This window comes from Candidatus Tisiphia endosymbiont of Ptychoptera albimana, assembly GCF_964026605.1.
Lineage (GTDB): Bacteria > Pseudomonadota > Alphaproteobacteria > Rickettsiales > Rickettsiaceae > Tisiphia.
The window spans coordinates 301501-320324 of sequence record NZ_OZ032164.1; the positions used below are offsets into that span (position 1 = coordinate 301501).

The window sequence follows — 18824 nt, forward strand, 5'->3', positions numbered from 1 at the left end:
GACGAACTTCTTGGACTTGCAAACCTTAAATTCAATGGTAGAATTAGGAAAACCCTTTATTTATAATAATAAATATACTTTGTATATGATGTCAAATATATTTTTGATATAAAGTGTATTAATAAAAAAATAGTGGGGATATTAAGTTTTAGTGGCAATATGCACACCAATTTACGTTATAATTGTTGAATAAAGTAGAGACCTTTGTTGCGTGGATCATGATATCCCCTAAATCGAAGTTGGTACGGAGGAAAGATGGAATGCAGTGCTTATAGGAGATACAGGAGTTTAAAAATCTTTTGCATGGTACTACAGATTGAATTTTTTAGTACAAAGTAATAGTGTTTTTTATAAGTGATGAAGACAGCTTGTATGACTGATGAATTAGCAATTGTTTATGGTTGGCAACAGGATGGTTATTGAGTCTGTAATAGAATTTGTGTGTGCGTCAAGATAAGGTGCATTAATCTTACGGGTGAAAGTCCCGTTATGGAAGGAGCAGCTAGCTCCACCATATAGCGAGTCTTGTGCTGCTGAAGGTAACGACAGTAGTAAAGCGTAGACAGCGAAACATCCGAGCCGAAACCAAATGGTGAACGTGATAGTCCCGAAATTTTATTTGTAGTGGAAGTTGATGTGCTACACAACACAGTAGACAACAGAAAACTAGAGGTCAAACTAGCGAAAAGCCGAAAGTTTTCAACCGCCGGGATCTCAGGCGTCAGCGAGTTTGTAGAGATTAATGACGCAACTTGGGAAGTCCTTATAACTCTTACTAAAGTTAAGTAAGTATTCAAAGTATAAGTGCTGAAACATAAGGCTTTGGAGATGGTATAAGGATGGCTGAGTCAGTTGTAGTAGTAATGAAGCTTCGTAATGGAAGTGGAGCGAAGGGCTGGCAGAAAGGTAAGAACGTAAGAGGGAAACAATGACCGTACACAGCATAGACGGAAATACATGGTCAACGAAACTTGAGCGTATAAAGTTGCTATCATCACAAAATCAAGACATAAAGTTTAATAATCTTGGATATGTTATTGATATAAAGATGCTAGGTTCTGTTGACAAAAATTTTAACGTAACCATATTAAAGTTCCAACGAAATTTAGAAAAGCTAAGAAAGTGGCTGGAGCCTTATCAAATTTAGAAAATATACGCCTAAAATGTTTGATTTTACCAAATAAGCACTCAATTAAATATCGTTCCTTATAAGTATGTTTATCATATTCACGTTGTACTTTACGGTTAGATTTTGGTGGTATAACAATCTCACACCCCTTATTTTCTAAACTTTCTACAAATGCACTACTATCGTATCCTTTATCGGCTATCACAGACAGAACCTAGAGATGCTTTATACATGCCAGTATTAGCTGGTAAGAATGGTTTCCAATATTTAAAAATTTTATATGATAGGCTTGTTAATAATTTTAAACCTAAGAAAGTTGCGATAGTTGCTTGTATGCGTAAGTTACTTGAAGTGTGCCATAAACTTATTCAACAAAAACGTGTTTTTGTTATTAAATAATATTTATCTATTTTTATAAAATTTAGATAAAAGATAATTGCTCTTTCGAAACTCGCTTGTGCTGAGGGATTTGAAGGAGACGCTTCACCTCGAACCGCAGCGTATTCTAATTCCGTTACGGATTCGAGTACCGCATCATTGTCCAAATCACCAGCAGAAGTAGAGTTTCGAAAGAGGTCTATTATAATTATGAACGACCTCATTCAGGCAAGTACTGCTACGGTAAGACTCCTATGCAGACTTTTGAAGATAGTAAGAAATTAGCTATTGAAATAATTCCTCTCTTGATGGTAATTCTTTATAATATACACCATTATACCCGGGACTAAACATCTAATATCTTTCTCTTACTTTCCATCATTAACATCTCTGATTTTATACTTCTATTATTTATTCTGAAAATAATAGAAGTATATGTTGATAATAATGGATTAATAACGTACTATTCTTTCCACTTCTTAGGTGGGGCATTTTTCAACGCACATTAACCCATTTACGGGTCATTATTGCATGCTTTTTAACAAAAGTAGAGAGTATACTATTAGGGTTAGCTATAGACTATCCCCGACAAGAACAACAGTAGAAAAATTAGGATCAGAAAAATCCACTGGTCTAGGAGGTGGAAGGTAATCATAAATACTACTATCATTGCCCCCTACAGTAGGACTACTCACTTCTACAGTGCTACTATTCCCCTCTTTTATAGTATTACTACTTCCATCCTGTATACTTTTAGGATGATACCCACCTAAATATTGGATAGTATTATGAAAAATCTCTGACAAAAATACACTAAGTGGTCTACTATTCTCTGAAGATACCACTACACATACTGTCTTAGTGTTATCTATATCTATGATGGTGACGGGTTTACCCATGAATTCAATTAAATTAGATTCAGGATTTTGATAATTATAATAAGAGCCATCATTATTTGTTGCTTCATTCTTGTGTTGCTTTTTATTTAATAAATAACATGCTACCACACCCCCAAAAGTAATAACACTAGCTACCCCAGCAGCAAGATAATAATACAAAGGAGTTAATGCATCATTGTCTTGATTTTGTGAATCTTTGACAAATGTTTTATTATAAGTATCTATACTATCTGTAACTGTAGTAAACTCTATATCTGACTCTTCTAGATATTTATCAGTAGTACTATCAACATGCTCATCTTGTTCATTGATATCAGCAGCTTTATCTATAAGCAATTCAGCACTATCAGTATGTTTTTCACTTATTGCAATGTCTAAAGGAGTATTACCATGCTCATCCTGTGCATTGATATCAGCCCCTTTATCTATAAGCAATTTAATAATATCGTTTTGTCCAAACCTAGCTGCATCGTGTAAAGGACTATTACCATAACCATCCTGCACATTGATATCAGCACCTTCCTTAACAAGGAATTTTATAGCACTTACTGCTACATTTCGCTGAGCCGCAATATGTAAAACGGAAAAACCTTCATTATTTTTTATTGTTACATCAGCACCTTTCTCAACAAGAAATTTCATACCCTCTAAATTACCTGTCAGTGCTACTATAAGTAAAGGAGTATCACCGTTATCACTTTTAACATCTATATCAATACCTTGTTCAAGAAGAAACTCCATAATATCAAGGTAACCATAATAAGCTGCTGCATGCAAAGGATTATAGGAGTTAGGTATATTGTCTATTAATTGATGGATTATCTTCTGAGTTTCGTACCCACGATAAGGTCGGGATTTAATGTATTCTATTAAAGTCGGAGGTTCTATAATCGTACTGTCACCATAATTGTTTTTTTTCCCAAATCGCTTAATACTATCATTAAATAAATTAAGTGATGTATCTATATAATCATTAGAATTTGTATTAACATAAGCCTTGGGAATACTTAACGTATTTGTTACATTACTATTATGAACACCAACGCTATTAATACTTAATCCGGTATTAGTCATATCTCCTCCCATGAGATTAATTAAAAAAATCTATCTATTTTTTTTAGGTTATCTGATACATCCCAAATATAAATGCCCACTTAATTAAAGTGGGCATTATTGGTAATGTATATGCTCAAATAATTTGAAGAATTGGATTTGAAAACAAAAGACAAGCAAGCGCAGCGTATATGAGGTCACACTACTGGACAAAAAGGTTAGGTTGGTTGCACAAAGTGTAACTTAAACAATTTTATGATTAAGGAATCAAAAAATTGCTTAGAACGACTATAAGCTTGTTTAATTGATCTTATACCTAACTGTAGTACAGAATAACTCCTACATCCTAGCGTTTTCTTCATTTTTATCGGTTGCTCTTGCTCTCCAATTGCTCCTATTTTTATTGCCATTGCATAATAAAGTATCACAGATTTTTTTGTGTTCAATCTAAAATACTCTATTTACTAGCTCTTGCAACCACACCATCTCTTTTATCCAGTAGTGTGACATGAGGTACATGGATTTCAAGAAACAATCCTTCAAATCACTTGGGTATATAACAAGAACATTAAGTTTTATTAATGTTCTATTGATAAATACCTTAAAGCAGGAGAACATATAGAGCATTTTTATTTAATGCAAGAACTTTATTATATAATTCAACTAGGGTAATTTAAAAGTCAGTGTGCCAAGAATCAATAACTTCATCGTAGTAAGTTATTGAATGCTAAGTAATAGATGGTGGTATGTCCACCGATATCGGCTAGCACGAGCAGATATCAAACGACCCCACGGTGCTATTTCTGTCAAGGAGATGGTATTGATGTAAATTGTAATCATCTTTTGACCCCCTATTGTAATAAACTATTGACCCCTCTAACCACATAAAAAAATTAGTTAATTTTGGTTGAAATTCAGATAGAATTTTCTAAAATCATTGTAATTTTTAATTCATACCATAGTCTATTATTTTAATCTTTAATCTACATCTTTGCCTCCTCTAAAACTTTTATTACCAATTTCTATGATTTGACAATGATGCCTTATCCTATCAATAATTGCCTTTGTTGCCTTAGGATTACCAAATATATCCCCCCATTCTTCAAACCTTAAATGGGTCGTTACAATGAACGAAGATTGTTCATATAATTTAGCAAACAGCTTAAATAATAAGAATCTAGCCTCGGCTTTTATTGGTATATAGCTCAGTTCATCTATCCAATAACATTTACAAGATTCAACAAATGAGGTTTTGTCGTATGTTGTAAATAGTAAAAGAATTAGGTATAATAAAATAAAAAATATAGCTATTAGAAATAGACCTATTAATTAACGTACTTATTTTTATATGATGAAAATTAACCAAATAATACCATTAATTAAAAACTTAGAAGAAGATTACACATTACTATTTCATGACGTTATTGGCAGTTTTATTAGCGAGATAACCGATCCGGATAATTTTGATGAAAATTCAGCAGAAGTTAATCTTCTAGAGTTAAGTAATAAATTAGGCGAGAATATTACCAATTATATGATTTATCGTGCAACAGAGTTTTTTCTGAGTAACGAATATCCACATAGGATTACTAAAACACATTGGAATGTGTATTGATCACTTGTTAAAAACTCAAGGGGATTCTTTTACTGATATGGACAAAAAGTATTTGCTAGGGTTACGAGATTCTTACATGTGTATTTATAAAGTAGCAGATGTATATAGAGGAAAGAATCTGACTTTGACTAACATGATTGAGAGCAAGCACAAGCCAATTACCATACAAGGCATAGACAGTAACCAAGATATAGAGATAGGAGATATTATAGGGTGTCGTGTAGTGAAGGTAAATCAGGAGTATTTACTATCATCAGTTTGTTTAGTATTAACTTCTAAAGCAGCAAGCAATGCCATCAAGATGATAAAACAAATATCTAAGATGGCGTTAACCAAAGAAAGCCTTAAATTATACATGAAAATTTATAAAGACCCTGAATTAATGTTTAAAAAGATGTGGGCTAAAGAAATCATGGAACAATGGTTCTTATATGCTAGAGAACCTTACACATTAAATTGATTAATACCATAAAGGTTTCGTTATAAAAACTAAACCTTCATACAACCAAGTAAATTATCAAATAATATGACCTTTAACCCTTTGAGTAATACAACAACTGAAAGCATTAATAGGATTTTAGATGAGCAAAAACTACCTAGAATGAGGGTAGGTACTGATGACTTTAAAACATTATTGTTAAATAGTGATGTATTTGTTGATAAAAGCTTAATGATCAAAGAATTACTAGAAGACAGTGGAGAAGTAATTCTAATCACTCGACCAAGACGTTGGGGGAAGAGTATTAATATGGATATGGTCAGGCGTTTTCTAGAAATAGAGCTAGACAATGAGGGCAATCCTTTGCCGACAGAAAAGCAGGTAAATTATAAATTATTTGCTGGGGGAGAAGTAGATTTGGGGTTTGACGAAGCAAAAGAATTGCAACCTTTAAAGATAGCGTCTTGTGAAAATGTAATGAAACGCCAAGGGCAATTCCCCGTAATATTCATCACCTTTAAAAGCGTAGAAGGCTCAAGCTATTACGATATTGAACAAGGTGTAAAAAGCCAGTTGCGGAAGTTGTTTCAAGCTCATAGCTATTTAAGTGACAGTAACAAACTGAAAACAAGTGAGATAGCTGATTTTAACCAATATTTATCTTCTGATGTAACTCTAGACAACATCAAAAATAGTTTAGCTATTTTAAGCCGATTGCTGTACAAACATTATAATAAAAAGCCTTGGGTATTAATTGATGAATATGATACGCCCATTAATAGTGCTTACAGGTGGTTTGGTACTAATGAGGTAGAATTTCAGAAAGTGTTAGAAATTTTTCGTGGAATCATGAAGTCTACCTTTAAAAAAGAAACTGGCGATCAAGAATTGCCAGTTGAACGTGGAGTTATTACAGGAATTTTGCGGATTGCCAAAGCTGAATTATTTTCCGGTTTGAATAATGTTAAAGAATATAGTTTATTAGATAAAAAATTTGCAGGTAGCTATGGATTTTCTCAAACAGAAGTGGATGAGTTATTAACTAAAGTACCACTTACTACCAGTCCAGCAGAAATTAAGGATTGGTATAATGGCTATAATTTTGGGGGAGAAGTCATCTATAACCCTTGGTCAATTATGATGTGTTTATCAAGTGAAGGGAAGCTAGATTATTATTGGGTTGACAGTGGAGGAACTGGTTGGGTTGATAATGTTTTATTGTCAGATGAGATGCAGCAGGATATTCAAGTATTGGCTGCTGGTAAAGCTATTATTGCTCCTATTATGAAACAGATAAGTTTTGCTGATATTAGTTCACGTTCAGGTTTGTTTAGCTTATTATTATTTAGTGGTTATTTGAATCCTACCGCTGTTGAGCCAACAAGAAATATTTTTGCATTAAGTGCACCAAATGAAGAAGTAAAATTTATTTATGAAACTCGATTACTGCAATGGCTTGGCAAACAATTACAAATGGATAGCTCATTATATTATCCGCTAATGAGCCTACTACCAGCTGGCAAAATAGAGGAGTTTAAACAAAGAATGCAGGAGTTGCTGCACAGTAGCACTAGTTTTCATAAGGTGGGGGAGAAAAAGGCAGAGTTATTTTATAGTGGCTTTATGCTAGGGATTGTTAATATGCTAGCACCGAGCTATATAATATCAAGTGAGCAAGAATCAGGCGATGGACGCCCTGATGTAATTATGGTCCCTAAAGTTGGCAAAGGAGATAAGGCCATGGTGATTGAGTATAAAATCGCTAAATCTTCAGAAGATTTAACGACTATAGCAGGGTCTGGTTTACAACAAATTATTGATAGGAAATATGATACTAAAATAAAAGAGCATCAACATGTTAAACAAATACTAAAAATCTGCATGGCTTTTTGCGGGAAAAATATGGATTTACAATATCAGGTGACAATACTTTAATAATAGACTGTAAGTGTTTGAATAACCAGTAATTTTATGTCTATCGTGGTTCTGAAATTGTCTACTACGCCCCGCCATTTTTGTACAAGTTGTCGTTTTTCAAAAATATCGAACGGGAAACGTAGAGAGGTCTCAAGTTTTTTGCCCCTTAGTTTGAGGTTCTGAAATACGAAATTTATCATTTTGCGTTTTTGAGGGCTTTCAGAACCTTTAAAAGTTTCATAGGCTTCAGATGCTAGAGTTATTAGCGTTTTAGCGGTATCAGTAAATTTATCGTCTACTTCCTCATAAACTTTAATTAAACGAGCAATTTCATATTGGCGATCTTTTAATTGTTGTTTTTTTCTTTGAAATTCTTCTGTGCTAAGTTCTCCATTGAGTCGCAAATCTATTAATGAATTTAATCTATTCTCATTTTCGGTATGCTCTTTCTTTAAAGCAGCTGTTGCTTGCCCATGCTCATCTTTCTTTAGCTCATTTGTGTTTTTTAAATAGGCAAGGGTCTCTTTTAGCATTTCCGGGTCTCCCCTTATACCTATTCTTTTAAAAACCTCTTCTATTTGCTTTAAAACCTCATCTTCTCTTACATAAATCTTTTTGTTTGGATTCTTTGTATCCCATGTACCTAAATAAGTCCATTCGTCCACTTTGCCATCTGAATATGTTTTGCTGTGAGTTTCAGCTGTTACAACTTTACCAGTTACTGCACAATTATTGATTTTGTTGCTTTGTCTGGCATATTTTTTCCTTAGATAATAAATTTTGCTTTAATTAGAAAGTAGTATCTACTCAAAGAGCAGAGATATATCAAGCACCGCACAAGTCAAGTTGAATTATTATTAAATTACCCCATCTCCTTCAGTATTAGAGCCAAGTGTCACATTTTTTTAGCATTAATAATTTTTGGTTATTGTAAAAATAATTGTTTTAACTCGTAGCAAGAGTAACTTGATCAAGTTGTTTATCATAGATACCCTTATTTATCTATTTTAAGGCTATTACACGGCTTTTTAGTATCATTATGGTATAGGACCTAGTTTTTGAATTATTAGGATGGCATCCTGATAACCCTAATAAAAGGATATACGTGAAAGAAGAAATAATACTACAAGAAGTTGAGAAAGTACTAGCAACACTCCATTTAGAGCCTGAATTGTTAGCTGAAGTAATTGGTTATATTAAAAACTCAGCAAAAATAGAGCAAGGTTTTTATAAAATGCGTATAGGAGAGCTACATACTGAGCATACTAAGATCAAAACTCGTATGGATAGGTTAACTGATTTATTTTTAGATGGTAATATTAGCAAGGAAGATCATGAAGGAAAACGTCAGCAATTAATACAAAAACGTGAAGATATCGTGAGAGAAATAGAAAGCCATGATTATGCTGATGATAAATTTTCAGAATGCTTGGTTAACCTAGTAGAACTGGCTTCCGGAGCATTAGAAACCTTTAAAGGTTCGAATATTGGAAAAAAACGCAAATTGTTAAATCTTGTCTTTTCGAACCTAAAATTAAAAGACGGAAAGCTAGACTTTATGCTACGTCCACCGTTTGATGCATTCGTAAAATGCACTAAAATCGGAAAATGGCTGGGGCGGATGGATTCGAACCACCGAATGACGATACCAAAAACCGTTGCCTTACCACTTGGCTACGCCCCATCATTAAATACTAGTGTATAAGTGTACACTTAATATACACAGAGCTTATAACAACAAACATTTCTTGAGTCAAATATTCTTTTTAATTTGACTATTCTTAATACGATTTTTATTGGTATTGTAGACACAAAATTAGCTTTTTGAACAGGCTAAAAGAATAATTTTTATAAAAAATTATAACATCTTTTCTAATATGTGTTAGAATCCGATATAGGTAAGCAATTATTTAAAACTAATGGATAAGCTATTAAATTCTGTTCAAGAATATATTAAGTCTGGTGAATATTTTGTTGATGCGAAAAGATGGTATAATTTTGAATATATATATCCACTTGTACACAGAACATTTTTGTTGATATTTAGTGTAGTTCTTTTTGTATTATTTCTAAGTGTGGTGATTAATTTTGAGACTTTATTACCAGTAAAGCGTCAGGTGAGATACGCAATTAGTGCTAAATCCCTTAAAAGTGCAACAATAACTAACGCTAATCATATTAAGCATAATGCAATTAATTCTATTGCAGATATTATGATTAGAAATTACGTTATACATAGAGAATCATATGACTATGACTTACTTCGTCCTCAGTATATATTTATGCAAAATAATTCTACGCGTATAATATTTAGACAATTTGCCAATTTTATGAATATTGACAATCCATTGTCTCCAGTTATGCGTTACCAAAAGTCCTTAAAGCGTTCTGTTAATATATCATCAGTGGTTTATCATAAAAATAATAAGGCTGAAGTTACATTTACATCTTTGGCAAAAAACGCTTCTAATGATATTTTAGAAAATATGGTGTGGCAAGCTACAATAAATTTTGAAATAGATGCAATTAATATACATCTACCGCCTAACTCAAGATTTAATTTTGCTGTCACTGGTTACAAACTTAAGTTAATAGAAGATAAAAGTAAAAAAATAAGATGAAGCAACTAATAATATTTTTTGTAGCAGTATTTTTTGTAAATACTGCGTTAGCCGTTAGGGAATCTAGACCAATGCCGATTGATAGTAGAATCAGGGTAATGGTTTATAGTCCTGATGATGTATTTAAGTTTACTGGATATTATGGTTATCAGGCTAGTATAGAGCTAGCAAAAGATGAAGAAATAGTTAGTATTTCCATGGGAGATACCACTTCTTGGCAAATAGTACCAGCGGGGCATAGGATATTCATTAAACCGATGGAACAAGATGCTACAACTAATATGACGCTTATTACTAATAAGCGAACTTACTTTTTTGAACTATATGCTACAGAAGCCTTAGATATGAGAGATCCAGATATGGTTTTTAATTTAAGGTTTATTTATCCTGATGATGAAAATTCTGGAGATCACTTACAAAATTACGTTACATCTTCAGCTAACCTTGATTTATCGCATCCTGAAAAATATAATTTTAATTATTCCATAAGTGGTAATGAATCGATTGCACCAATTAAAATTTTTGATGATGGAGTGTATACTTACCTACAATTCAGAGATAAAAATGCTGAGTTACCAGCTATTTTTGCAGTTGATGAAGCTCTTAGAGAGTCGATGGTAAATTATAGACTCTCACAAGATAATGCTAATATGGTGATTATTGAACAAGTATTTCACAAGCTGTCAATACGTCATGGTAAAAAAATAGTATGTGTGTTTAATGAAGCATTTAAGCCGTATTAATTAAGTTAAGTAACAATGTTTTTAGAAACTATATATATCTCAAAAATTTTATATTTTTTTACACTACTAGTGTTAGTTAGTGGTTTGTTTATAATGCTAACCAGTGATAATTATGTTCGTAAAATTATTGGGCTTAGTGTAATGCAAAGTTCGGTGCTAATTTTTTACCTTATGCTTGGTAAGGTAAGTGAAGGTATTGTACCAATTGAACGTACAACACTACATAGCTATTCAAGTCCACTCCCTCAGGTGTTAATGCTCACGGCTATTGTTGTTGGATTTGCTACTTTATCATTGGGTCTTAGCTTGATTTACCGTATTTCTAAGCAATTTAATACTATATCAGAAAGTGAGATTAATTTTAGTGAAACGACTAATGATCGAAGTGAATGACATTAATTAAACATTTTCCTGCTTTGCAAGTATTGCTGCCATTTTTTGGAGCGTTATTCTCAATACTCACTTTTCGCTATAGGCTTGCCACTCGAATTATAGCAGTTATTTCGATTGCACTAAGTTTATTTTTAAGTATTTGTGGTTTATCAGCAATTAATAAAGGTGCTGTGTCATATGATTTTGGTGATTGGCATGCCCCTATAGGTATTGAATATAAGCTAGATTATCTGAACCAACCTATAATCATCTATATTAATTGCGTATTATTATTTTTTCTAATTTTTTGTAACAAATTGCTTACAACTACCGTACTTAAATTTATTGATAACAAAAGGCAATCGTTATTTTACGCAGTTCTATTATTTGCCCATAGCGGCTATCTTGGTATATTAAGTACTAATGACCTCTTTAATCTTTATGTATTCATTGAAATATCTTCATTAAGTACCTATGCACTAATGGCACAGGGTAATAACCCCAAGGCTGTCATCGGTGCTTTTGATTATCTGATGCTCGGTACGGTTGGGGCAACTTTGATATTAATAGGCATTGGATTTTTATTAAGCATTACTGGCAGCCTTAATATGTTAGACGTTTCAATGCTTCTTAAGACGCATTATGATTCCAAAATAGTGATAGGTATTAGTTTTTTTCTGATTGGCTCTATACTAAAAACAGCTTTTTTCCCTATGCATTTTTGGATGATCAGAGCCTATAGTGCAGCTGCTCCGGTTATTCTGACATATCTTGCTAGTATATCCAGTATAATTGGTATTTATATAATCTTGAGGTTCATTCATTTTACTATTGATTACAATGTGATCATTAAGTATCTATCAAATTTTATCAGCTTAATCGCTTTGATAACTATTACTTTATGTACATATTTTGCTTACAGAAGTCAAAAAGTTAGAAATATTGTTATATATTCTTCGGCGGTGCAAATTGGTTATATGTTTTTGCTTTTAGTTATTCCTAGAGGTGAATCACTGTTATTTCCCTTTTTGTTTGCTGATAGCATTAACAAGATTGCTTTATTTCTGATCATTGCTTATTCTGATATTTCGAAACCGTTTAATATGTTATGGCGGGTCTTGGTAGTTTTTAGCCTAATTTGCAGTTGTGGTTTGCCAATAAGTAGTATGTTTTTCATTAAGCTTAGTATTTTTGAGTTGTTGGTTGTGGAAGATATGTGGCTAGAGTTTGTTATTATTGTCATAAGTTCTGCTATGTCGTTACTTTATCATTATAAAATTGCCAAAAAACTATGTTGGGATCACTATGATTATACACAATTAAAATCGAACACTAAGTATTGTGGACTAATTTTTATTAGTATAATGCAATTTTTTCTACCAATATTCTTAAACCAATTACAAATATTAGGGGGACAGTAATGTACCCTTCTATTACCCCTAGTTTTTTGATTTTATCAACTTTACTGCTAGCTATGCTAAATTTAGTTACTCCCTTTATTAGTAATAGTGATAATAATACGCGTAACTCCTTATTAATTACTATTAGCAGCTTCTTTTTTGTCAATATTTTAATTATTGATTGGTTATTTCTGAAAGGTGTAAAAGCAAATCTGTCAATAAACATATATGGTAATTTTTCTATAGGGTTGCATTTAGAAGCCCTAAGCCTCATTTTCTTAACTTTACTGAGTTTCTTATGGATTTGTGCGTTAATTTACACCACCAAATATTTGGCAATTAATAATATTGATAATTCCAGTCGTTTTCTATTCTTCATTAATCTAAGTGTGTTATCTGGTGGGATGGTAGCATTATCTTCAAATCTTTTTACTATGTTTATTTTTTATGAAATATTAACATTATCAACTGCTCCATTAATTGGTCATAGTGGTGGAGATAAAGTTATGGTCGGGGTCTATAAATATTTAAAAATATTGATGATCTCGGGGATATTACTATTCTTGCCAGCCCTAATAATTATTTATGCTAAAGCAGGGCATGGTGATTTTACATCACAAGGTTTTATCGAACATTATTTTTCCAGGAGTCAAATAATAATTTTATTATTAATGTTTATTTTTGGCATATCGAAGGCAGCCTTATACCCTTTGCATCAATGGTTACCAGCAGCAATGGTAGCACATTACCCAGTAAGTGCCTTACTACATGCGGTGGTAGTGGTTAAAACTGGGCTTTTTTGTATCTATAAGATTCTGATATATATTTTTGGTCTTAAATATTTACAATCTATTTTTGCTGAATTTAATTGGATTCTTTTCTTTCCTATTATCACCATATTTTATAGTTCCTTTAAAGCCTTAACTAGTGATAATATTAAGAAGATTCTAGCCTATTCTACGATTAACCAGTTAGGGATAGCTTTATTGAGTAGCTTCATGTTTACTTCAAAATCTATAGGAGCAGCTATCCTACATTTATCCTCACATTCATTCACTAAAATCTGTTTGTTTTATGGGATGGGAAGTATTTATAGCTTAAAGAAAACTAACCAAGTCTCTGACCTGATCAATGCTGGTAGAGAAATGCCAAAAACTAGCCTTATGGTACTTATTGCCAGTTTATCCTTAATAGGCATTCCTCCTTTTGGTGGTTTTATTAGTAAATTTTATATTATGTTAGCTGCTGCCGAACAAAATCAAATATTAGTTATGGGGGTACTAGCTTTAAGTACGCTGTTCTCTGCACTGTATTTAGCAAAGCTGATAATATTTATTTATAAGCCTATTGATAATAATTCTAAAATATTTTCTATAGAAAATAAATTACCTAATTCTATGCTATTGAGTTTAGTTATATGCTCGTGCATGGTGGTATTATTTTATTTTATACAAATTTTTATTAAGAAGTTTTTTGTATTTATAACTTGAATTCGTGGTGATAGAATTGATGTCATTCTCGCATATGCGGGAATCTAAAGAAATAGACAGGAAGGGTGTTTTAGACATTCTATATCTAGCACCAAAACAGGGGTGCTAAAATAACTTAACACAAATATAAAGGAATCAGATGAACATAACTTATATTTTATTAATTATTACAGTAATTATTGCATTGTTTCATAGAGATAAAAAGTTTTTATACATAAGCATCATTATAACAAATATTGTAGGATTATCTCAGGGCGTAATAAATATCGTTGGACTAACTTTGTTGTGTTGCTTTAGTATAATGACATACTTATATTTCCACCTTAATAATGTCAATAAAGTTTTAAAAATTCTATTCTTTATAGGAGTATTCTCTTTCATAGCTGGATTTGCTTTTCATTTAATACCAGGCTTCTTTAATATATTAGTTTTAAATAAAGTCCAGCTTTCTGAGTTGTCACGTCCATTTTCTATGTTTTTAAATTTTGACAAGACTATGTCTGCACTAATACTCTATTCTATAAGTAATTTTTATATTTTAGAGAAAACTATAGATGTAAAATCTTTAAAACAAACAGCTTGTTTTCTTTTACTTTGTATTGCAGGAGTTTTAATCCCTGCTTTTATTAGTGGATATGTAAAATTCGATCCGAAGATACCAAATGTGTTATTGATTTGGGCAATTAATAACTTATTCTTTGTATGTATGGCAGAGGAAGTAATTTTTCGTGGATTCTTACAGAATACCTTAAAAACTTTATTAGAACCACTTGCAGGATTTAATATTTTAGGGATAGGAGGTAAAAATGCTCATATTATTATTGCATCTTTTATATTTGGTTTAGCTCATTTTCAAGGGGGTAGCATTTATATAATATTAGCCACGATTTGTGCTTTATGTTACGGATATACTTACGATAAAACAAATAGGATCATATGTGCAATGATGGTGCATTTTGGATTAAATTTATTCCACTTAATGTTATTTAGCTATCCTGCTGCAAATATATAAGTCAGGTTAACCTATCTCTTCATCAAATTGAGGCTAAATAATGAGAAATGCATTTTATAAAATATTTTATATTATTGCAATAATCTATCCTATAGTTGCTGGCATATTATTAATTAACAACAAAGATGAGATGGTAGTTAATCTATACAATAATAGTTTTGTTATTAATTTTAGTAGTGAAAATAAGTTAATAGCACTTGCTTTTATTGTTGTAACGCTGGCTACTAACTTATATGCCATAAGTAAAAACAGAAAATTTGAGGTAGTTATAGGTAGCATATATTCAGCTAGTTCTTTGGTCTGTTTATTTGCTGGGGATTTTGTTTCGATGTTTGCTTCTCTAGAAATGATGATGATATTTGCTGCTTTGTTGATTTTTTATGGCAATTACAAAAATAGTGTTAGAGCAGCAAGACAATATTTGCTTACCCATCTTATAAGTGGGAGTCTTATTTTAATAGGGATTAGTTATATAATTACTCACACCTCTAGTTCACAAATTATTTCTCTTACCTCATTGACAGAAAATCAAGAGGCTGGTTTTATATTTTATGCTCTAATACTTTGTGGTTGTTTGATTAATGTAGCTAGCATACCTTTTTCTGGATGGATTGTTAATTGCTATCCATTTGCTTCAAGCTCAGGGATGATATATTTAACTAGCTTTACTAGTAAAATATCGATAATTATACTCCTTAAACTATTTAGTGGCTTAGAAATACTTAAATTCTTTGGATTATTAATGATTATATATGGCGGGGTTTATGCTTGCCTAGAAGATAACATCAAAAGATTAGTAGGTTATCTTACTGTTTCTCAGCTTGGATTCATGCTAATTGCTATTGGCACAAAATCTCAACAAGCAAATTTAGGAATCATAGTTTTTCTTTTTGTCCATATACTGTATAAAGCTTTATTTTGTTTATACGTTGCTATATTAATAGACAAAGAAAATATAGAAAATTGTTCTGAAATAAAAGGAATTTACTCGCCCAAAAGTCATTTGTTGTTTGTTAGTTTAATAGTTAGTGTATTGTTCATTATAGCCTTGCCTCCTTTTGCTAGTTTTGTTACCAAAATTGTTGTAACCAATGCTTTGGAGCAAGATATTAATTATTATGCTATTTTCCTACTCAAGATTGTCACATGCATTGCTTTATTTTCTGCGGTTAAATACAAATCTTTGATTAGTGGTTTTTACCTTAAGTTAAATATTCTAACTAAAGTTAGTTTATTTGTCATGCTATCGTTTTTATTAGCAACTAGCTTTTGTTTAGAAGAAGGTTTGAAACTAGTATGGTCATCTTATCCTATTGAAATAATTGATACAAATTGGTTGGATTTAGTAAAACAAATGGTAATAATAGTAATAGGTATAATATTCGCCTTAGTTCTTAGTAAAACGATTTCTAGGCGTTCAACTGCCAACATAAATTTAGACTTATTTCAGTTTATTGAAAATAATATTCGTCGTATTTATTCTAAATATCACTTAGTGGGGCAGGGGTTTCATGATAGACTAGGGGCGGAGTACCCTGTTTTTAAGAGAGTAGAAAAAAATACTTTACGTAAGATGAAATCTTGGCATAATCAGTCAACAGCTCTATTAGTAGTAATGATATCATTAATTACTTTTATAATAATCAGCACTAGATGAGGATAAAATGAAGCCACCCATAGCTAATAAGATCGATTATAGCTTTACATTGCACGGCCAGAAAATTACAGATGAATATCACTGGCTTAGAGATATCAAATGGCCTAATGTTAACGATAAAGAAATCATAGAATATTTACAGGCAGAAAATAAATATTCCGAGCAATTTTTTCAGCCGTTACAAGAAGAAAAAGATAAAATCTTTGAAGAATTAAAAGGCAGGATTAAGCTTGCTGATCAGTCAACTTATGTAAAAAAAGATAATAATTATTATTATATTATAACTGAAGAAAATACCGAATATCCGATATATTGCCGAAAGATAGGGTCAGTGGATGCTTCGGAAGAAATTATATTAGATATCAATGTTCTTGCCAAAGATAATAAATTTACTGATGTAGGTCTAGTAGCCGTTTCTCCTGATCATACGTTACTAGCTTATAGTGTTGATTTTACCGGTGATGAGAAATATACAATTAAAGTCTATAATTTAAAGACCAAACAATATCTACCAGATGAAATACATAACGTTAGTCGCAATATAATTTGGCATGAAGATTTGAAAGGATTCTTTTATATGCCGATTAATGAGAATTCTCGTTGTGATAAATTAATGTTCCACTCTTTAGGGGATGTAATTTCCAATGATAAGTTAGTACATCATATAACAAATCCATTATATCAGTTGAATGCAGGCAAGTCATCTAGTCGACAATATATTTTTATTGATATTTCTGGTCATAATGAAAATGAAATATATGCTATAGAAATGAGTGATCATAGCTTCCAGCCTAAACTTATTAGAGCTGCAAAGGATGGGATTTTTTATAATGTTAAGCATAATGGTGATAATTTTTATATTAATACCAACGAGGGGGCAAAGAACTTTCGTATAGTATTAGTAAATGTACATAATTTTCAAAATGATTTATGGAAAAATGATTATATACCGGAAGACTCGGGTAAATATTTGTCAAGCTTTGCCATCACTAGAAATTATTTGATAGTTAATTATCGTGATCAAGGATTACCAGTTATTAAAATAAAACATCTTAAAGAACAGGATGAGAAAATTATCCACTTCCCGGATGCTGCTTTTACTGCCTCAGCCATGTCTACTAATTTTGATGAAGATGATATTCGAGTAAATTATTCTTCACTTGCTAGACCAAACACCACTTATAGTTATGATTTTGATAGTGACCAATTGTCAATATTGAAAGTACAAGAAATCCCAAGTGGTTTCAATCCTGAAGAATATATGGTAGAAAGGATATTTGCTGATAATGATGGGGTTAAAGTACCAGTTACCTTATTATATAAAAAATCGTTATTTAACAAGGATGGAAAGAATCCTTTATATTTATACGGTTATGGTTCATATGGTGTTAGCATACCAGTATCCTTCCGGAATACAGCTATTTCTCTTGTAAATCGTGGATTTGTCTATGCTCTTGCCCATATTAGAGGGGGAGATGATCTCGGGCATGATTGGTATGAGGCTGCCAAGTTCCTCAATAAAAAAAGAACTTTCGATGACTTTATTGCGGTTAGTAAAGAGCTAATTAAAGAAAAATATACTAGCCAAGGTAATATAGTAATCTGTGGCAGAAGTGCAGGGGGGATGTTAATTGGTGCGGTCATTAATAAACAGCCAGAATTATTTAAAGCAGCACTTGCCCATGTACCTTTTGTTGATGTATTAAATACTATGCTCGATGAACAATTGCCATTAACCCCTAGTGAATTTAAGGAATGGGGTAATCCTAAAGAATTAGAGTATTTTAACTATATTAAGTCTTATTCTCCGTACGATAATATAAAGCCACAAAATTATCCAAGTCTATTTATCACTGCTGGAATCTCTGACCCTAGAGTTGGCTATTGGGAAGCGGCTAAATGGGTAGCAAAGATTCGAGCAACAAAACTCGACGATAATATATTATTGCTAAAAACTAATATGGATTCAGGGCATAAAGGTTCTTCTGGTCGTTTCGATTATCTAAAAGAAGCAGCTGATGATATAATATTTATATTTAGGGTTTTTGGTATAATCAATTGACTATATTAAGATTATTATTAACCAGCTATTGACTCGT

General features: G+C 31.9%; 17 protein-coding genes and 1 tRNA gene. 12 read left to right on the plus strand and 6 right to left on the minus strand.

Translation table 11 applies throughout. The features are described 5' to 3' along the window. Positions 1 to 1073: 1073 nt before the first annotated feature. Positions 1074 to 1334 carry a transposase gene (locus tag AAGD36_RS01385; protein ID WP_341755626.1) on the minus strand — a complete coding sequence of 87 codons (261 nt, stop codon included), beginning with the start codon at positions 1332 to 1334 and terminating at the stop codon, positions 1074 to 1076. Between the two features lie 26 nt (positions 1335 to 1360). Between AAGD36_RS01385 and AAGD36_RS01390 the strand changes: the two genes are divergently transcribed. Beyond that, a complete protein-coding gene (locus AAGD36_RS01390) occupies positions 1361 to 1528 on the plus strand; it encodes a hypothetical protein (RefSeq protein WP_341755627.1) in 168 nt (55 codons plus the stop codon). A gap of 551 nt (positions 1529 to 2079) precedes the next feature. Here the strand turns inward: AAGD36_RS01390 and AAGD36_RS01400 are convergent. The 3 genes from AAGD36_RS01400 to AAGD36_RS06930 all read right to left on the minus strand — a co-directional run bounded on the left by AAGD36_RS01400 (position 2080) and on the right by AAGD36_RS06930 (position 4785). Continuing rightward, positions 2080 to 3480, minus strand: coding sequence for an ankyrin repeat domain-containing protein (locus AAGD36_RS01400; protein WP_341755628.1), 1401 nt, complete (start codon positions 3478 to 3480; stop codon positions 2080 to 2082). A gap of 197 nt (positions 3481 to 3677) precedes the next feature. Then, positions 3678 to 3905 (minus strand): hypothetical protein, encoded by a 228-nt coding sequence (locus AAGD36_RS01405; protein WP_341755629.1) that lies wholly within the window; start codon positions 3903 to 3905, stop codon positions 3678 to 3680. Positions 3906 to 4437: 532 nt separating this feature from the next. Further along, on the minus strand, positions 4438 to 4785 hold the full coding sequence (locus AAGD36_RS06930; protein ID WP_410521247.1) for an ATP-binding protein: 348 nt from the start codon (positions 4783 to 4785) through the stop codon (positions 4438 to 4440). A 22-nt stretch (positions 4786 to 4807) separates the two neighbouring features. Here AAGD36_RS06930 and AAGD36_RS01410 point away from each other — a divergent pair, with 22 nt between their 5' ends. From AAGD36_RS01410 to AAGD36_RS01420, 3 genes are all read left to right on the plus strand, one after another. Then, the gene (locus AAGD36_RS01410; RefSeq protein WP_341755630.1) at positions 4808 to 5074 is read left to right on the plus strand and encodes a hypothetical protein; all 267 of its coding nucleotides are present in this window, start codon (positions 4808 to 4810) and stop codon (positions 5072 to 5074) included. Continuing rightward, on the plus strand, positions 5064 to 5534 hold the full coding sequence (locus AAGD36_RS01415; protein ID WP_341755631.1) for a hypothetical protein: 471 nt from the start codon (positions 5064 to 5066) through the stop codon (positions 5532 to 5534). The genes AAGD36_RS01410 and AAGD36_RS01415 overlap by 11 nt, the downstream gene beginning before the upstream one ends. Positions 5535 to 5600: 66 nt before the next feature. After that, on the plus strand, positions 5601 to 7448 hold the full coding sequence (locus AAGD36_RS01420) for an AAA family ATPase (RefSeq protein WP_341755632.1): 1848 nt from the start codon (positions 5601 to 5603) through the stop codon (positions 7446 to 7448). Here the strand turns inward: AAGD36_RS01420 and AAGD36_RS01425 are convergent. Next, on the minus strand, positions 7445 to 8095 hold the full coding sequence (locus tag AAGD36_RS01425) for a hypothetical protein (RefSeq protein WP_341755633.1): 651 nt from the start codon (positions 8093 to 8095) through the stop codon (positions 7445 to 7447). The two genes, AAGD36_RS01420 and AAGD36_RS01425, sit on opposite strands and share 4 nt — an antisense overlap. A gap of 944 nt (positions 8096 to 9039) precedes the next feature. Beyond that, a tRNA-Gln gene (locus AAGD36_RS01430) sits at positions 9040 to 9114 on the minus strand. A 235-nt stretch (positions 9115 to 9349) separates the two neighbouring features. Here AAGD36_RS01430 and AAGD36_RS01435 point away from each other — a divergent pair. The 8 genes from AAGD36_RS01435 to AAGD36_RS01470 all read left to right on the plus strand — a co-directional run bounded on the left by AAGD36_RS01435 (position 9350) and on the right by AAGD36_RS01470 (position 18787). Beyond that, on the plus strand, positions 9350 to 10051 hold the full coding sequence (locus AAGD36_RS01435; protein ID WP_341747699.1) for a VirB8/TrbF family protein: 702 nt from the start codon (positions 9350 to 9352) through the stop codon (positions 10049 to 10051). Beyond that, positions 10048 to 10794 carry a P-type conjugative transfer protein VirB9 gene (virB9, locus tag AAGD36_RS01440; protein WP_341751979.1) on the plus strand — a complete coding sequence of 249 codons (747 nt, stop codon included), beginning with the start codon at positions 10048 to 10050 and terminating at the stop codon, positions 10792 to 10794. Before AAGD36_RS01435 ends, virB9 begins: the two co-directional genes overlap by 4 nt. 36 nt (positions 10795 to 10830) lie before the next feature. Continuing rightward, positions 10831 to 11187, plus strand: a complete 357-nt coding sequence (locus AAGD36_RS01445; protein ID WP_341755978.1) for a Na+/H+ antiporter subunit C — start codon at positions 10831 to 10833, stop codon at positions 11185 to 11187. Continuing rightward, on the plus strand, positions 11184 to 12587 hold the full coding sequence (locus AAGD36_RS01450) for a proton-conducting transporter membrane subunit (RefSeq protein WP_341755634.1): 1404 nt from the start codon (positions 11184 to 11186) through the stop codon (positions 12585 to 12587). Before AAGD36_RS01445 ends, AAGD36_RS01450 begins: the two co-directional genes overlap by 4 nt. Next, entirely contained in the window at positions 12587 to 14056 is a 1470-nt protein-coding gene (locus AAGD36_RS01455; RefSeq protein ID WP_341755635.1) for a proton-conducting transporter membrane subunit, read from the plus strand. The genes AAGD36_RS01450 and AAGD36_RS01455 overlap by 1 nt, the downstream gene beginning before the upstream one ends. 139 nt (positions 14057 to 14195) lie before the next feature. Then, on the plus strand, positions 14196 to 15068 hold the full coding sequence (locus AAGD36_RS01460; RefSeq protein ID WP_341755636.1) for a type II CAAX endopeptidase family protein: 873 nt from the start codon (positions 14196 to 14198) through the stop codon (positions 15066 to 15068). A gap of 40 nt (positions 15069 to 15108) precedes the next feature. Beyond that, on the plus strand, positions 15109 to 16725 hold the full coding sequence (locus AAGD36_RS01465) for a proton-conducting transporter membrane subunit (protein ID WP_341755637.1): 1617 nt from the start codon (positions 15109 to 15111) through the stop codon (positions 16723 to 16725). 7 nt (positions 16726 to 16732) lie between these two features. Beyond that, the gene (locus tag AAGD36_RS01470; protein ID WP_341755638.1) at positions 16733 to 18787 is read left to right on the plus strand and encodes a S9 family peptidase; all 2055 of its coding nucleotides are present in this window, start codon (positions 16733 to 16735) and stop codon (positions 18785 to 18787) included. Positions 18788 to 18824: the final 37 nt, after the last annotated feature.

Bases quoted from the DNA above. Each gene is read 5' to 3' on its own strand.
- AAGD36_RS01390 (WP_341755627.1), top strand. From the start codon at position 1,361: ATGCCAGTATTAGCTGGTAAGAATGGTTTCCAATATTTAAAAATTTTA.
- AAGD36_RS01400 (WP_341755628.1), bottom strand. From the start codon at position 3,480: ATGACTAATACCGGATTAAGTATTAATAGCGTTGGTGTTCATAATAGT.
- AAGD36_RS01410 (WP_341755630.1), top strand. From the start codon at position 4,808: ATGATGAAAATTAACCAAATAATACCATTAATTAAAAACTTAGAAGAA.
- AAGD36_RS01415 (WP_341755631.1), top strand. From the start codon at position 5,064: ATGTGTATTGATCACTTGTTAAAAACTCAAGGGGATTCTTTTACTGAT.
- AAGD36_RS01420 (WP_341755632.1), top strand. From the start codon at position 5,601: ATGACCTTTAACCCTTTGAGTAATACAACAACTGAAAGCATTAATAGG.
- AAGD36_RS01435 (WP_341747699.1), top strand. From the start codon at position 9,350: ATGGATAAGCTATTAAATTCTGTTCAAGAATATATTAAGTCTGGTGAA.
- virB9 (WP_341751979.1), top strand. From the start codon at position 10,048: ATGAAGCAACTAATAATATTTTTTGTAGCAGTATTTTTTGTAAATACT.
- AAGD36_RS01450 (WP_341755634.1), top strand. From the start codon at position 11,184: ATGACATTAATTAAACATTTTCCTGCTTTGCAAGTATTGCTGCCATTT.
- AAGD36_RS01455 (WP_341755635.1), top strand. From the start codon at position 12,587: ATGTACCCTTCTATTACCCCTAGTTTTTTGATTTTATCAACTTTACTG.
- AAGD36_RS01460 (WP_341755636.1), top strand. From the start codon at position 14,196: ATGAACATAACTTATATTTTATTAATTATTACAGTAATTATTGCATTG.
- AAGD36_RS01465 (WP_341755637.1), top strand. From the start codon at position 15,109: ATGAGAAATGCATTTTATAAAATATTTTATATTATTGCAATAATCTAT.
- AAGD36_RS01470 (WP_341755638.1), top strand. From the start codon at position 16,733: ATGAAGCCACCCATAGCTAATAAGATCGATTATAGCTTTACATTGCAC.